Raw genomic sequence first — 15,023 nt, forward strand, 5'->3', positions numbered from 1 at the left:
TCACGCCGCCTTCGCCTCGGCGAGGCGGACCAGACCGTCGTAGAGCTCGACCCGGCGTCCGGCAAGAGCGGCGATGGCCGGGTCGTGCGTGACGAGGACGACGGTGTGCCCCTGCCGGTGCAGCTCCTGGAAGAGGCCGAGCACCTCGGCCCCGGTCTTCGAGTCGAGCGCGCCCGTCGGCTCGTCGGCGAGAAGGAGCGCCGGCCCGTTCGCCAGGGCCCGCGCAATGGCGACGCGCTGCCGCTGGCCACCCGAGAGCTCCGCCGGGAGGCGGCCCGCCTTCTCCGGAATCCCGACCTTCTCCAGGAGAGCGAGCGAGCGTTCCCGCCGCTCGCGGCCGCCGATGCCGGCGTAGAGCATCGGCAGCTCGACGTTGCGGGCGACGGTCGCCCGCGGCAGGAGGTTGTAGGTCTGGAAGACGAAGCCGACCTTCTCGTTGCGGATCCGGGCCAGGGCTCCTCCGGAGAGCCCTTCCACGGGCTGCCCGTCGAGGACGTATCCCCCGGCGGTCGGGGAGTCGAGGCAGCCGAGGATCGCCATGAGGGTCGACTTCCCCGAGCCCGAGGGGCCGACGAGCGCGACGAACTCGCCCCTTTCGACGACGAGGTCGATTCCGCGAAGGGCGTGGACGGCGTTCCCGTTCACGCCGAAGACCTTCGTGAGGCCGCGGGTCTCGATGACGGCGCTCATGCTCAGTTGTCCTCGTCCTTTTCGACCTTCTTCCGGGTCGGGTCCTCGAGGCAGACCTTGTCGCCGGTGGAGAGCCCGGCGAGGATCTCCACACGCTCGAGCGTGGCGATCCCGGCCTTGACGGGGACCGGGTTGAAGTAGTCCTTCCAGTTCTCCGAGAGCCAGACGAACTTGGCGCGGCCTCCGAGCCCTTCCTTCGCCCTCGCGATCGCCTTGTCGTCGAGGTCCTTCTTCAGGACGTAGGCCACCGTCGCCCCCTCGCGCTTCTGCAGCGCTTCGAGAGGCAGGGAGAGGGCCTTGGCGCGCTTGTCCCCGAGGATCTCGACGTTCGCGCTCATGCCGGTCCGGAAAGCGTCTCCCAGCTCGTCGAGGGCGATCTCGATCTCGAACACCTTGATCTTCTCGACGAGTGTCGCCGCCGGTGCGACGAAGCGCACCTTGCCGGCGAAGACCTTCTGCGGGTAGGCGTCGAGCGTGATCCGCACGGGCTGCCCGACCGAGACCTTCGCGATGTCGACTTCGTTGAGGTTCACCTTCACGATGAGCGACTTCAGGTCGGCCACCGTGAACAGCACCGTCCCCGCGTTGAACGAGGAGACGCCCGAGGTGACGGTCTCGCCGAGCTCGACCCCCTTCTTGATGACGACGCCCGACATCGGGCTCGCCACGCGGGCGACCTGCGAGGCTCCCGCGGAGGAGATCGGGATGCCGTGATCCTCGACGATCCGGTAGCGGGCCCTCGCGGCCCTCAGCGACTCGGCGGCGACGTCCTTGCGCGCGACGTAGTCCTTCAGCGTCTCGTGGCCGACGAGGCCCGCGTCCCAGAGCGCCTGCTGCGCGCGCAGCTGCCGTTCGGCGTCCTTCAGGCCGAGCTCGGCCTGGGTCAGGCCCGCGGAAACCTCGGACAGCGACTGGGCCTGGGTGACGTCGGGCTCGACTTCGGCCAGGACGTCGCCCGCCTTCACCACCGCGCCGTCGCGGACGTTCAGGCGGACCACCCGGCCGGAGACGACCGACTTCACCTCGACCTTCGTCACCGGGTCGACGACGCCGACCTCGCGCACGCTCACCTGCAGGTCCTCTGCGGTGACGGTCCCGAGCCGGAAGGGAAGGCTGTCCGCCGCGGCGGCGGGTTTGTCCTTGGCGTTGCGCGAGGCCAGGACGACGCCGGCGCCGACGAGCGCGATTCCGAGGGCCGAGACGAGGATCCACTTCTTCTTCATGGCGCGCACTCCGAAACTGTCGAGCCCTTGGACGGGCACGTTTCCCTTCGAGCGGGGTATTCCGGCGAAGGTCAAAGAAGCGATACGGAGGTCCGGTGGGAAGGTTCGCCAGGGGAGGGTGAGCGTGACGAAAGGTCACACTTCTGGCGATTCCGGCCGAAGATCGCCTTCCTGTATGTTCCGGTCCATGGCGCCCGGCCCTCGCCCGCTCGCCGTCGGCCTTCTCCTGGCCCTCCTCGGGTCCACGCCAGCGGAGGCGCTCGATCCGGCCAAGGCGATCACCCAGTACCGCCACGAGGTCTGGAAGACCCGTGAGGGGCTCCCCCAGAGCTCCGCGGAGGCGCTCGTCCAGACGCGGGACGGCTACGTCTGGATCGGAACGCAGGAAGGGCTTGCGAGGTTCGACGGCGCCCGATTCGTCGTGTTCGACAAGGCCTCGACGCCCGAGCTGAGGCACAACCGCATCCTGGCTCTCCTCGAGGATCGACGCGGACGCCTCTGGATCGGGACGGAAGGGGGCGGCCTCACGGTGCTTCAGGAGGGGCGCTTCAGGACCTTCGGCCGGACCGACGGCCTCGCGGCGGACATCGTCCGGGCGCTCGCCGAAGATGCCGAGGGAAACCTGTGGATCGGAACCGACGCCGGCCTGCAGAGCCGGGACGAGAGGTCCTTCACGGCCTGGGGAGCCCCGGAAGGGGTTCCGGCCGGAGCCGTACGGTCGCTCGTCGTGGACGGTGCCGGGACGCTCTGGGCCGGCACGGCGCATGGGCTCGTCCGGAGGTCCGGGAAGAGGTTCGTCCCGGCCGGTCTCCGGGACGCCGTGCAGTCTCTCCACGCGGCCGCGGACGGGACGATTTTCGCGGGGACGGCGCACGGGCTGCGGCTCCTGCGTGAAGGGCGCGTCGAGGCTCTCGGCACGTCCGACGGCCTCCCGGGCGAGGTCGTGAACTGCGCCCTGCGCGACCGGCGCGGTACCGTGTGGATCGGCACTTCGGGAGGCCTCGCCCGCTGGGTCTCTGGCCGCCTCTCGGCCTTTACGCCCGCGCAGGGGCTCTCGAACGGTAACGTTCTCGCCCTTCTCGAAGACCGCGAAGGAACGCTCTGGGTCGGGACCCAGGACGGTGGCCTGAACAAGCTCTCCGACGCGTCGTTCACGCCCTGGGGAGTCCGGGAGGGGCTCTCGGCCGACGTGGCGTGGGCGGTCTTCGTCGACCGGGACGGCGCCGTCTGGTCGGGGACCGACTCGGGGGGCGTCAACGTGCGCCGCGGCAGCAGGGTCACCACGATCGGAACGGCCGAAGGTCTCGCCGCACCCGGCGTCCAGGCGATCTGGCAGCACCCCGACGGGTCGATCTGGCTCGGCACGCGCGGGGGCGGCGTGAGCGTGGTCCGCGACGGGAAGGTCGTGCGGACGCTCCGCAAGGCCGACGGACTCGCGAGCGATTCGATCTGTGCGATCGAGGGGACGGGCGACGGAAACGTCTTTCTCGGTGCCCGCGGAGGCGGGCTGACCCGCCTCTCTCCATCCGGAGAGGTGACCCGCTTCGCGGAGAAGGACGGTCTGCTGAACGGGACGGTCCACGCCCTTCTCGAGGACCGCGCCGGGAACCTCTGGGTCGGGACGAACGGCGCCGGGCTCTTTCGCTTCGACGGGGGGCGCTTCACCCGGTTCGGGCGCGCTCAGGGGCTCTCGATCGAGATCGTCAACACGATCCACGAGGAAACCGACGGGACGCTCTGGGTCGGGACCTACGGGGGAGGCCTGAACCGCTTCCGGGACGGCCTCTTCAGCGCGGCCACGACGCGGGAGGGGCTCTTCGACGACGCGGTCTTCGCCATTCTCCCGGACGGGCAGGGGAACCTGTGGATCTCCTGCAACCGGGGGGTCTACGCGGTGTCCCTCCGCGAGCTCGACGCGCTGGCCCGGGGCGACGCTCGCCGCGTGAACTGCCGTCCTTTCGGCGCCGAGGACGGAATGCGCAACCGGGAGTGCAATGGAGCGAACCAGCCCGCGGGCGCCCGCGGGCCGGACGGCCGGCTCCACTTCCCGACGATCGAAGGGGTCGTGTCGGTCGACCCTTCGGGCCTCTTCCGCAACCCGGTCCCGCCGCCGGTCCTCGTCGAGGAAGTGAGGGTCGACGACGCGCCGGCGCCCGCCCGGACGTTCCTCGAGCTGCCGCCGGGGAAGGAGAGGTTCGAGTTCCACTACACCGCCCTCAGCCTGCGCGTCCCGTCGCGGGTGAAGTTCCGCGTGCGGCTCGAGGGAGTCGACCGTGACTGGATCGACGTGGGGACGCGGCGCTCGGCCTACTACACGCACCTCTCGCCCGGGTCGTACTCCTTCCGCGTCGCAGCCGCCAACGAGAGCGGCATCTGGAACGAGGGGGAGGCCTCCTTCTCGTTCCGCCTCCGTCCGCGTCTCGACCAGCAGCCGTTCTTCTGGCTTCTCGCCGGGACGCTCGCGCTCGCGATCGCCTACACCGGCTACCGTTTCCGGGTCGCACGGCTCGAGGCGCGGGAGCGCGAGCTCGTGGAGATCGTGGAGGAGAGGACCCGGAGCCTGCGCGAGGAGAAGGAGCGGACCGAGCATGCGCTCCGCGAGGCCGAGCTGCAGCGCGAGCGCGCCGAGGCGGCCGGACGGGCCGCCGAGGACGCGAACCGGACGAAGAGCCATTTCCTCGCCGCCACGAGCCACGAGCTCCGGACGCCGCTGAACGCGATCCTCGGCTACAGCGAGATCCTCTCGGAAGAGATCACCGAGCGCGGCCTCGAGGGACTGGGCCCCGACGTCGGGAAGATCCACGCCGCGGGCCGGCACCTCCTCGGCCTGATCAACGACATCCTCGACCTCTCCCGGATGGAGGCCGGCAAGCTCGACCTCTTCCCGGAGGAGATCGACGTCGCCTCTCTCGTCCGGGACGTCGCCGCCTCGGTGGGACCCCAGGCCGAGCAGAACCGCAACCGACTCGTCGTGGAGGGGGCCGGGGCGGCCGGCGGGCTCGTCGCCGACCCGACGCGGGTGAGGCAGATCCTCCTCAACCTCCTCGGCAACGCCGTGAAGTTCACCCACGACGGCGAGATCACGCTCGGGATCCGGCGCGAGAAGGGGCCGGGAGGGGAGCGGATCGTCTTCTCGGTGACGGACACCGGCATAGGGATGACCGGGGAACAGATATCCCGTCTCTTCCGCGCCTTCGAGCAGGCCGATCCCTCGGTGACGCGCCGGTTCGGCGGAACGGGTCTCGGCCTCGTCATCACCCGCCGGCTCGCCCGGATGATGGGGGGCGACGTCGCCGTCGTCAGCCGAACGGGCGAGGGCTCGACGTTCACGGTCGACCTCCCGACCCGGCCCGGTCCTGTATCGAGGGAGTCCACTCAGGAGAGCCGTTCTCAGGACCGTGTGTAAAGTGTAGCTCCGACCCTGAGGGGGTTCCGGGAGCCTGCGGAGCGGCCTAGAATGCGGCCCAAGGAGACTCTCTCTATGGTGAAAGGCGTACGTCGGCTCGCGATCCTGGGCGCTGCCGGCCGGGACTTCCACAACTTCAACACGACCTATCGCGACGACCCGTCGGTCGAGATCGTCGCGTTCACCGCCACGCAGATCCCGGGCATCGCCGGGCGCCGCTACCCCGCCGAGCTCGCGGGCCCCCGCTACCCCAACGGGATCCGGATCGTTCCCGAGGACGACCTCGAGCGCCTGATCCGCAACGAGCGCGTCGACATCTGCGTCTTCGCCTACTCCGACGTGTCGCACGAGACCGTCATGCACCTGGCCTCGCGCTGCATCGTCGCGGGGGCCGACTTCAAGCTCCTCTCCAACGACCGGACGATGATCCCGTCGATGGTCCCGGTCATCGCCATCACGGCGGTGCGGACGGGGGCCGGGAAGAGCCAGACGACCCGCTACGTCTCGTCGATCCTCAAGAAGATGGGCAAGAAGGTCGTCGCCATCCGCCACCCGATGCCCTACGGCGACCTCGTCGAGCAGGCCTGCCAGCGCTTCGCCGACTACTCCGACCTCGACAAGCACAAGTGCACGATCGAGGAGCGCGAGGAGTACGAGCCGCACATCGACAACGGCTTCATCATCTATTCCGGCGTCGACTACGGCCAGATCCTCAAGGCGGCGGAGGAAGAGGCCGAGGTCATCCTCTGGGACGGCGGCAACAACGACCTGCCGTTCTACCGGCCCGACGTCCACATCTGCATCGCCGACCCGCTCCGCCCCGGCCACGAGATGTCGTACCACCCGGGCGAGGCGAACTTCCGCCGCGCCGACATCATCCTCATCAACAAGTGCGACTCGGCCGACGAGAAGGACATCGCGTCGATCGAGGCGAACGCGGCGAAGGTGAACCCGAAGGCCCGCATCCTCCGGGCGAACTCGCCCGCGACCTGCGACAAGCCGGAGATGGTCAAGGGCAAGAGGGTCCTCGTCATCGAGGACGGCCCGACGCTGACGCACGGCGGAATGACCTACGGCGCCGGCGTCGTCGCCGCGAAGCGCAACGGAGCGGCCGAGATCGTCGACCCGACCCCGTTCGCCGTCGGCTCCATCAAGGAGACGTACGAGAAGTACCCGAACGCCAGGGGGATCCTCCCGGCGATGGGGTACAGCGCGCAGCAGATCGCCGAGCTCGAGGAGACGATCGAGAAGACCCCGTGCGATCTCGTCCTCGTCGGCACGCCCATCGACCTCACCCGCGTTCTGAAGATCGCCAAGCCGGCCGCCCGCGTTCGCTACGAGCTCGAGCCTCTCGTTCCCGGCCTCCTCGAGGAGGAGATACGGAAGGTCGTCCGCTGATTCCCTGAACCAGGGTTCCCCGGTCCCGGAAGGCCCGCGACGTCGTCGTCGCGGGCCGCTTTTTTTCGGCGCCGGTCCGTTCCCGGCGTCGGGGCTTGAACCTACCGGCGCCCGGGACGTACAAGGTGACAGATGGCCACGCGTCGCGCCTGGATGGACCTCGCCCGGGAGACCCTCGAATCCTTCGACTCGCAGGACGTCGCAGACCTCTACTCGGTGGAGTGGGCCGAAGCGCGGGGCGTCCTCGTCTCCGAGCACCAGGACGCCATCGAGAAGGAGCGGCCGGGATGGCGGAGGGAGCTCCTCCGGACGAGCGCCGTTCTCCACGGGCTCGTGCGGCGCCTCTCGCCGACCCGGCGCCTCGTCGTCCTCGTCGTCCTGATCGGCTTCCTGGTCGCCTTCCTCAAGCTCGTCACGGGCGGCTGGCCGGCGGACGCCACCTGGGCGGTCTTCACGCTCCTCCTGTGCACCGTGCTCCTCCTCCTCCTCCTCGGCCTCGAGCTCGTCGACAAGCTCCGGTTTCGCGACGAGCTCGTCATGGCCCGGCAGCTCCAGGCCGAGCTCGTCCCGCAGTCGCTTCCCGCCATCCCCGGCTTCGAGCTGGGCGCTTTCAACCGCGTCGCGAACACCGTCGGCGGCGACCTCTACGAGTTCCAGCCGCTCGAGAAGGGCGGGCTGGCGATCCTCTTCGGGGACGCGTCGGGGCACGGGATGGCGGCCGGCCTCGTGATGGCCGTGGCGCACACCGCGTGGCGGCTGCAGCTCGAGAGGGACCCTTCGCCGGGAGAGGTCCTGGCGACGTTGAACCGGGTCCTCTGCAGGCTCGGGAGCTGCCGCACCTCCGGGCCCCGCCAGTTCTTCGCCGGCGTGGCCCTTCTCCTGCAGCCCGACGGGAGCTTCGTCGCCGCGATCGCCGGGCATCCGCCGGTTCTCAGGGTCGGCACCGGCGGGCAGGTCCTGGAGCGCTTCGGCCGCGGGGCCTACCCGCTCGGCGTGAAGCAGGCGCAGTCGTACGAGGTCGAGGCGGGCCGCCTCGGACCGGGGGAGCTGCTTCTCCTCCACTCCGACGGGCTTCCGGAGGCCCGCGACGCGAGCGACCGGGAGTTCGGAGACGGGCGCGTCCTGTCGGTCCTCTCGCGGATGGCGGGCCGGTCGGCACCCGACGTGGCCGCGGCCCTCTCGGCGGAGGTCCTCGCGTTCCTCGACCGGCGCCCGGTCGGCGACGACGTTTCCATCGCCGTGCTCCGGCGCCTGCCCGACTGATCCGAGGCCGAAACGTCCGTCGCCGGCGCCTGTCGCCGGACTTTCAGACGATCCGGGTCGCGGCGCGCTCCAGCCTGTCCATGACGGCCCTGAGGAGACCACGGCGGGGGAGGGCGTAGGCCAGGAGAACGCTTCCGCGCCGCCCGGTCCGAAGCGCGTCGAAGAGGTGGTGAGCGATCTGGACGGGCGTCGCGCCGAGCCGGACCGGGCGGGTCCCGGGAAAGAGGGGCGCATCGGCGTCGGCGCAGAGGAGAAGGGCCTTCGGGTCGGCCGCGAGCGCCTCCCGCAGGGCGGCGGCGCGCGAGCGGCGGAAGAGGACGAGCGGACGGGCCGGTGCGTAGTGGCGGTGCTTCATGCCCGGGCTCTCCGCGCGCGCCCGGGCCTTCGTCGCGATTTTGAGGCCGGGAAGAACGGCCCGCAGCTCCTCGAACGGGATCGCCCCGAGCCGCAGGATGCGCGGCGGGTCGCCGAGGGCGATGACCGTCGACTCGAGGCCGTGCCGGGCGGGGCCGCCGTCGAGGACGAGGAGGCCGGGAAAGTCCGTGGCGACGTGGGCGGCGCGCGTCGGGCTCGGACGGCCCGAGCGGTTCGCGCTCGGCGCGGCGATCGGCATTCCGGCAGCTTCGATCAGGGCGAGCGCTACGGGATGGTCGGGGACGCGGACGGCGACCGTCGGGAGTCCCGCCGTCACGATGTCCGGAACCGAGCTTCTCTTCGGCAGGACGATCGTCAGCGGTCCGGGCCAGAAGCGCGCCGCGAGCGCCCGGGCCTCCGGCGGGATCGCCTTGACGAGCCGCCGGACCATCGGAAGGCCCGTGACGTGGACGATGAGCGGGTTGTCGTCGGGGCGTCCCTTCGCCTCGAAGATCCTCCGGACCGCCTTCGGGTCGAGGGCGTTCGCCCCGAGGCCGTAGACCGTCTCCGTGGGGAAGGCGACCGGCTCACCACGCTTGAGCGCGGCGGCGGCGCGACGGAGTGCGGAGGGGGTCGGCGGAAGGAGCACGGCGGGCGGGGAGTCTACGCGGGTTCGTGCAGAATGCCGCAGCGCAGCCGGGAGCCGGCGAAACGAGGAGAAGGCCAGATGACGAAGAAGGTGACGTCGCCCGGGCGGGAGATCCGCGACGCCTGGAGCCGCTTCTCGCGGCTCCCTGCGGGAGACCGGCTCTTCAGCTGGGCGCTCGGCCGCATGGTGCCGTACTCGGGCTCCATCGGCGCCGTCGTCCGAGAGCTGGCGCCGGGTCGGGCGCGGGTCGAGCTGAGCGACCGGCGGAAGGTGAGGAACCACCTCGACTCCATCCACGCCGTTGCCCTCATGAATCTCGCCGAGCTTTCCACCGGCCTCGCCCTCAACACCGGCCTTCCCGACGACGCCCGCGCGATCCTGACCCGGCTGACGATCGAGTACGGCAAGAAGGCGCGCGGCACGCTGACGTCGGAGTGCTCGATCGAGCCGCCGCAGTCGAACGAGCGGCGCGAGGTGGACGTCGAAGCGGTCATCCGCGACGCCTCCGGGGACGTCGTGGCGAAAGCGGCGGCGCGGTGGCTCGTCGGCCCCGCGAGATCCACAGAGGCGAGGTGAGCGCGAACCGCTTCCTGGCGCACGCCGGCATCGAGGTCCCCGTCGTCTGCGGGGCGATGTACCCCTGCTCGAACCCCGAGCTCGTCGCCGCCGTCTCGGAGGCGGGAGGCATCGGCATCGTCCAGCCGCTCTCGCTCGTCTACGCCCACAAGCACGAGTTCCGGAAGGGGCTCGAGAAGATCCGCAGCCTCACGAAGAAGCCGATCGGCCTGAACGTCCTGACCGAGAAGTCCCTCTCGCGCGTCTACCGGAAGCGGATGGAGGGGTACGTCGACGTCGCCCTGGAGCACGGCGTCCGCTTCTTCGTCACGGCCCTCGGCAACCCGGCGTGGGTCGTCGAGAGGGTCCGTCCGTTCGGCGGCATCGTCTACCACGACGTCGTCGACCGGAGGTGGGCCGAGAAGGCGGTCGCGGGAGGCGTCCACGGCCTCCTCTGCGTCAACGACCGGGCCGGCGGCCACGCCGGATACCGCACGCCGGAGCAGCTCGTCGAAGACCTCCGCCCGTTCGGGCTCCCGCTCGTCTGCGCCGGGGGCGTCGGCAATCCCGCCGGGTTCGCGCGGGCCCTCGCCCTCGGCTACGACGGTGTCCAGATGGGCACCCGCTTCATCGCGACAACCGAGTGCGACTCGCACGACGACTACAAGACGGCGATCCTCCGGGCGAAGGAGGACGACATCGTCCTCACCGAGCGGATCACCGGCGTTCCGCTCGCCGTCATCCGGACGCCGTACGTCGAGAGGATCGGCACGAAGGCGGGGCCGCTCGGCCGCCTCCTCCTCAAGGGGCGAACGACGAAGCACTGGATGCGCGCCTGGTACTCCGTCCGCTCGTTCTGGCAGCTCAAGGCCGCGATCCGGAACGGGAGCTCGACGAAGGACGCCTGGCAGGCGGGGAAGAGCGTCGGCGAGATCGACGCGGTCCTCCCGGTGGCCGAGGTGATGGCGGGGTTCGCTGCGGCGTATGGCGAGGCGGCTGGAACCTGAAACCGAGAGCCCCGCCCCGCTTGCGCGGGACGGGGCTCTGGTCGGCGCTCGATAGGCGCCGGGGATCGAAACCTCTCGCTACCGCGGCAGGAGCGTCCGCGGGTCGTTCGTGGTCCTGTCGATGACGGCGGCGTAGGCGGCGAAGGCGCCGCCGGTCGTCGAGGTCGAGAGGAGGACGTTCGCGTCACGCACGTCGCCGGTGGCGCCGAGCTCGCGGGCGAACTGGGTCTTCTGGGTCATCCCGAGCGGCGGGAGCGTCCAGGTGGCGCTGCCGAGGACGGCGCCGGAGGGTGCGAAGAGAGTTGCCGTCACGTCGACGCTCGCGGTGCCGGCGTTCGTCAGGATGAGGTTCGTCCGGAACGTGGCGTCCTCGCGGACGCCGACGATCACCTTCGGCGAGCCCGCGCTGACGAGGTCCGCCGGCGCGAAGGCCGGGACCGACTGCCCGAAGGAGCCGGTGGCGACGCAGCTCGCCCACGAGGTCAGGACGGGCGTGGACGTCTGGCCGAGGACGGAGAGCGTCGTCACGTTCGCCGTGACCCGGATCGCTCCGAAGTCGGTCGTCCTGCCGAAGACCGAACCGAGGACGTCCTCGTACGTGACGGACTGGTTCGGGCCCAGGACGAACTCCTCCGATTCCTGACCGGCCGTCCCGTCGACGTTGTTGCCGAGGAACTTCATCTTGTAGCGCGCCTCGGCCGCGCCACGGTTCGCGATGGAGAGCGCCGTCGTGTAGAAGGCGCCGCCCTGGCCCGGGGCGCGCGCGGAGGAAGGGAGTATCCAGTGGTTCGTGGGGGTGCCGGAAGCCAGGCTCCAGCCGAGGTCCTTCATCAGCTCGTCGGTGATGACGAGCTGCGCCCCGTTGGTGAGGAACGGCTCCATGATTTCGCTCGGCGACACCGCGGTATCCCAGTGCGAGACCGACGAACCCGACTCCGACGGGTTCGGGGCGTACATCTGGGCCCGGCCTCCCAGTCCGACCCCGCCGGAGAGGACGCTCGAGGCGACGGCCGTCACCTCGGGGCCGTTCCAGAGGAGGTTCGACGTGTTCGTCCCCGACGCGAGCCGCTCGGCATTGGTCATCTCGGGCCAGGCCTTGGCGGACGTCCCGTCGTAGAGGTGGGCCATGTAGGCGTCGTCGAGGCCGACGCCGTCGTCTCCGGCGAACTTCTCTCCCGTCGTCCGGCTGACGAACGTCTGGAAGCCGAGGCCGTGGGCGAGCTCGTGGATGACGACCGTCGCGAAATCGGTCATCCCTCCGGGCGGCTGGGCGTCGAGGCCGTAGTACCACTTCTTCGGAAAGGTGCAGCTGCCGTCGTCGAGGGCCGTGGTGAACCGGGCCGCGATGTCGTCCTCCTCGGGCTCGAGGTCTTCTCCCGCGAGCTTGTTGGCCAGGGCGCTCGAGTACCAGGTCTGGGGCCGCGGCGCGCCCGTGAAGTCCGAGAAGATGTAGCGAGTCCCGGCAGAGCCGAGGACCGCGCTCGTCGAGCTGCACGCCAGGGCCTCGAAGTTCGCCTGGACCCTGATGGCGATCGGAGAGTCGAGGCGCTCGGCCCAGTAAGCGGCGGCGTGCTTGAAGACGTTCATCCGCTGCTCTCCCAGCGTCGTTCCTTCGTTGCCACCGACGGGTGTCCTGGCGGCGGGGTCGTTGAAGCCGACGCCGGCCGAGTCCATGTTGACGATGGTGATCGTCGTCGCGAAGGCGAAGGACGAAAGCGCGAGGGACGCCGCGAGGGCGGCGGTCCGAAGGAACGTCCTACCGGTCATGGCGGTGCTCCTTCGCGGGGGCGGGGGCCTTCGGTCCGGCCTCTTCCGTCGCGTTGCAGGTGCCCGAGACCTTGCCGTCCGCGGACGCGGTCGCGGCCATCTCCATCATGAATCGGCCCTGGAGGTTGACCTTCTTCCCGCCTGCCCTCGTCGTCACTTTCTCGACGCGAAGAGGCCGGGCGGCCTCGGTCGCTCCCGCCGAGGTGGCGCTCCTGGCCGCGCCAGGGTCGCTCCTCGGGCTCACCACCTGCCCCGTTGCCGGGTCGACGTGGATCTTCATGGCGGCTTCGGTCGCCGGGGCAGCGGGCTTCTCGCCTGCGGCGCTTCTCGTCTCGCTTGCCGTGAGAGGGAAAGCGATGAGGGCCCCGAGGGCGAGGGCCAGTGCGAGGTGGGGTGGATTCGGTCGCATGATTCCTCCTGCGGGGCGCGTTTCCCGACCGGGGGGACCGGGCCGCGTCCCCGTGGGTTCGCGGGAGTCTACGGCAGCCCGCAAGCCGGTATGCTCGGAGTGTCGAAAGGCACAGAAATCCCATGGCCTCTTCGCACCCCTCCCCGAGCTTCCTGGACCTCATCGCCCCCGATTTCGCCGTCCTGAGGGGCCACCCGATTCCCTTCGGCGCGACGCCGACCGGGCGAGGCGTGAATTTCTCCGTGTACGCCCGCCACGCCACGGCGGTCTCCCTCGTCCTCTTCTCACCGGGAGAGGAGCTGCCCGCTGCCGAGTTCCCTCTCGACCCGCGCTACAACCGGACCGGAGACGTCTGGCACGCGCTCCTTCGGGGCCTCGACCCGGCGGTGACGTGGGCCTGGCGCGCGGAGCGATCCGTCCCGCCGGGCGCGCCGTGGCACCGCTACGGAACGTCGCTCCTCCTCGACCCGTACGCACGGGCCGTGGCGGGTGCGGCCGAGTGGGGCGCGTCTCCCAGCCCCGGCGAGGAGACGCCCTGGGAGGGCGTCCGGGCGCGGCGCGGCGTCGTCGCCGCGAAGGAGTTCGACTGGGGCTTCGACCAGCCGATCGACCGGCACCTCGCCGACTCGGTCATCTACGAGCTCCACGTGCGGAGCTTCACGCGGCACCCCTCGTCCGGTGTCGCGCACCCCGGGACCTTCCGCGGGCTCGTGGAGAAGATCCCGTACCTCGTCGAGCTCGGCGTCACGGCGGTCGAGCTGATGCCGGTGACCGAGTTCGAGGAGAACGACAACGAGAGGCGGAACCCGCTCACGGGCGAGCGGCTGAAGAACCTCTGGGGCTACCACCCGATCTCCCTCTTCGCTCCCCGCACGGCTTACGGCGCGAGCACCGAGGCGGGCGCCGTCGTCGACGAGTTCAAGGAGATGGTGAAGGCGCTCCACGAAGCGGGGATCGAGGTGATCCTGGACGTCGTCTTCAACCACACGGGCGAGGGGGACGAGAAGGGCCCCACCCATTCTTTCAGGGGGCTCGACAACGCGACGTACTACATCCTCGACGGAGACGGGCGCTACGCGAACTTCTCCGGCTGCGGGAACACCTTCAACTGCAATCACCCCGTCGTGAGGAACCTCATCCTCGACTCCCTCGCCTACTGGGTGACGGAGATGCACGTCGACGGCTTCCGGTTCGACCTCGCCTCGATTCTCGGGCGCGGGCGCGACGGCTCGGTCCTGACGAATCCCCCGCTCCTGGAGAGGATCGCCGCCGATCCCGTCCTGGCGAACACGAAGCTCATCGCCGAGGCCTGGGACGCCGCCGGGCTCTACCAGGTGGGCCACTTTCCGAACTGGGGGCGCTGGGCCGAGTGGAACGGCCGGTATCGCGACGACCTGCGCCGCTTCCTGAAGGGAGACCAGGGGATGGTGTCGCTCCTGGCGACGCGTCTGTCGGGGAGCGCCGACCTCTACCAGGGAGGCGGCCGGGCGCCTCACCACTCGATCAACTTCGTGACGAGCCACGACGGCTTCCCGCTCGCCGACCTCTTCACGTACTCGCGGAAGGTCAACGAGGCGAACGGCGAGGGCAACCGCGACGGCGGCGACGACAACCACTCCTGGAATTGCGGCCACGAGGGGCCCGGGGGCCCGCCGGAGGTCGAGCGGCTGCGCCGCCGCATGGCCCGGAACGCCTTCGCGCTTCTCCTGGTTTCGCAGGGCGTGCCGATGATCCTCTCCGGGGACGAGGCGGGGCGGACTCAGTCTGGCAACAACAACGCCTACTGTCAGGACAACGAAGTCTCCTGGATCGACTGGGGCCTCGCCGAGAAGAACGCCGACCTCGTCAGGTTCGTGAAGACGCTCATCCGCTTCCGAAAGGAAAACCCGCTCCTGCGCCGCCGGAGCTTCGTCCCGGAGGGGCCGGGCTCGGCCCCGGTGACGTGGCACGGGCACACGCCTTTCCGGCCCGACTGGTCGCAGGGCGCGACGTGCCTGGGGATGCACCTGAAGGACCCCGCACGGGGGGACGACGTCTACGTCGTCACGAACGCGTCCCACGAGGCGCATCGCGTCGTCCTTCCTCCGGCCTCGGAGGGGCGCCGCTGGCACCTCCTGGCCGACACCTACCGGGAACCGCCAGCCGACGTCTTCGAGGAAGGACGGGAACCGCTCCTCGCCAACCCCGAACGGCTCGAGGTGGGGCCGAGGTCCGTCGTCATCCTCACCGGCAAGCGGCCCTGAACGCGGGGAAAACCCGGGGGGCGTTCTCCGCGTAGACAGCGGAAAGCGCCGCGGTCATC

11 protein-coding genes are annotated in these 15,023 nt (G+C 70.3%); 6 read left to right on the top strand and 5 right to left on the bottom strand.

The features are described 5' to 3' along the window. Positions 1-690, bottom strand: coding sequence for an ABC transporter ATP-binding protein (locus IPN03_13755; GenBank protein ID MBK9374752.1), 690 nt, complete (start codon positions 688-690; stop codon positions 1-3). Positions 691-692: 2 nt separating this feature from the next. Next, complete coding sequence (locus IPN03_13760; protein MBK9374753.1) at positions 693-1,913, bottom strand: efflux RND transporter periplasmic adaptor subunit; 1,221 nt, start codon at positions 1,911-1,913, stop codon at positions 693-695. 187 nt (positions 1,914-2,100) lie between these two features. Between IPN03_13760 and IPN03_13765 the strand changes: the two genes are divergently transcribed. The 3 genes from IPN03_13765 (at position 2,101) to IPN03_13775 (ending at position 7,980) form a co-directional block, all read left to right on the top strand. Continuing rightward, on the top strand, positions 2,101-5,319 hold the full coding sequence (locus tag IPN03_13765) for a hypothetical protein (protein ID MBK9374754.1): 3,219 nt from the start codon (positions 2,101-2,103) through the stop codon (positions 5,317-5,319). Positions 5,320-5,394: 75 nt separating this feature from the next. Then, the gene (locus IPN03_13770; protein ID MBK9374755.1) at positions 5,395-6,717 is read left to right on the top strand and encodes a GTPase; all 1,323 of its coding nucleotides are present in this window, start codon (positions 5,395-5,397) and stop codon (positions 6,715-6,717) included. A 132-nt stretch (positions 6,718-6,849) separates the two neighbouring features. Continuing rightward, the gene (locus IPN03_13775; protein ID MBK9374756.1) at positions 6,850-7,980 is read left to right on the top strand and encodes a serine/threonine-protein phosphatase; all 1,131 of its coding nucleotides are present in this window, start codon (positions 6,850-6,852) and stop codon (positions 7,978-7,980) included. Positions 7,981-8,023: 43 nt separating this feature from the next. Here the strand turns inward: IPN03_13775 and IPN03_13780 are convergent, their stop codons facing one another. Further along, the gene (locus tag IPN03_13780) at positions 8,024-8,983 is read right to left on the bottom strand and encodes a threonylcarbamoyl-AMP synthase (protein ID MBK9374757.1); all 960 of its coding nucleotides are present in this window, start codon (positions 8,981-8,983) and stop codon (positions 8,024-8,026) included. Between the two features lie 78 nt (positions 8,984-9,061). Between IPN03_13780 and IPN03_13785 the strand changes: the two genes are divergently transcribed. Together IPN03_13785 and IPN03_13790 are read left to right on the top strand one after the other, a co-directional pair. After that, the gene (locus tag IPN03_13785) at positions 9,062-9,559 is read left to right on the top strand and encodes a DUF4442 domain-containing protein (GenBank protein MBK9374758.1); all 498 of its coding nucleotides are present in this window, start codon (positions 9,062-9,064) and stop codon (positions 9,557-9,559) included. A 56-nt stretch (positions 9,560-9,615) separates the two neighbouring features. Next, positions 9,616-10,545, top strand: a complete 930-nt coding sequence (locus IPN03_13790) for a nitronate monooxygenase (protein ID MBK9374759.1) — start codon at positions 9,616-9,618, stop codon at positions 10,543-10,545. Positions 10,546-10,623: 78 nt separating this feature from the next. Here IPN03_13790 and IPN03_13795 read toward each other — a convergent pair whose 3' ends face one another. Then, on the bottom strand, positions 10,624-12,312 hold the full coding sequence (locus tag IPN03_13795) for a hypothetical protein (GenBank protein MBK9374760.1): 1,689 nt from the start codon (positions 12,310-12,312) through the stop codon (positions 10,624-10,626). Further along, positions 12,302-12,721 (bottom strand): hypothetical protein, encoded by a 420-nt coding sequence (locus IPN03_13800; protein MBK9374761.1) that lies wholly within the window; start codon positions 12,719-12,721, stop codon positions 12,302-12,304. Before IPN03_13800 ends, IPN03_13795 begins: the two co-directional genes overlap by 11 nt. Positions 12,722-12,843: 122 nt before the next feature. Here IPN03_13800 and glgX point away from each other — a divergent pair, with 122 nt between their 5' ends. Continuing rightward, the gene (glgX, locus tag IPN03_13805) at positions 12,844-14,964 is read left to right on the top strand and encodes a glycogen debranching protein GlgX (GenBank protein ID MBK9374762.1); all 2,121 of its coding nucleotides are present in this window, start codon (positions 12,844-12,846) and stop codon (positions 14,962-14,964) included. Positions 14,965-15,023 lie beyond the last annotated feature (59 nt).

The sequence above is a fragment of the Holophagales bacterium genome (assembly GCA_016719485.1).
Lineage (GTDB): Bacteria > Acidobacteriota > Thermoanaerobaculia > UBA5066 > UBA5066 > UBA5066.

What these genes read in the sequence shown, in the direction of transcription:
- IPN03_13755 (MBK9374752.1), bottom strand. Translation starts at nt 690, where the DNA reads ATGAGCGCCGTCATCGAGACCCGCGGCCTCACGAAGGTCTTCGGCGTG.
- IPN03_13760 (MBK9374753.1), bottom strand. Translation starts at nt 1,913, where the DNA reads ATGAAGAAGAAGTGGATCCTCGTCTCGGCCCTCGGAATCGCGCTCGTC.
- IPN03_13765 (MBK9374754.1), top strand. Translation starts at nt 2,101, where the DNA reads ATGGCGCCCGGCCCTCGCCCGCTCGCCGTCGGCCTTCTCCTGGCCCTC.
- IPN03_13770 (MBK9374755.1), top strand. Translation starts at nt 5,395, where the DNA reads ATGGTGAAAGGCGTACGTCGGCTCGCGATCCTGGGCGCTGCCGGCCGG.
- IPN03_13775 (MBK9374756.1), top strand. Translation starts at nt 6,850, where the DNA reads ATGGCCACGCGTCGCGCCTGGATGGACCTCGCCCGGGAGACCCTCGAA.
- IPN03_13785 (MBK9374758.1), top strand. Translation starts at nt 9,062, where the DNA reads ATGACGAAGAAGGTGACGTCGCCCGGGCGGGAGATCCGCGACGCCTGG.
- IPN03_13790 (MBK9374759.1), top strand. Translation starts at nt 9,616, where the DNA reads ATGTACCCCTGCTCGAACCCCGAGCTCGTCGCCGCCGTCTCGGAGGCG.
- IPN03_13795 (MBK9374760.1), bottom strand. Translation starts at nt 12,312, where the DNA reads ATGACCGGTAGGACGTTCCTTCGGACCGCCGCCCTCGCGGCGTCCCTC.
- IPN03_13800 (MBK9374761.1), bottom strand. Translation starts at nt 12,721, where the DNA reads ATGCGACCGAATCCACCCCACCTCGCACTGGCCCTCGCCCTCGGGGCC.
- glgX (MBK9374762.1), top strand. Translation starts at nt 12,844, where the DNA reads ATGGCCTCTTCGCACCCCTCCCCGAGCTTCCTGGACCTCATCGCCCCC.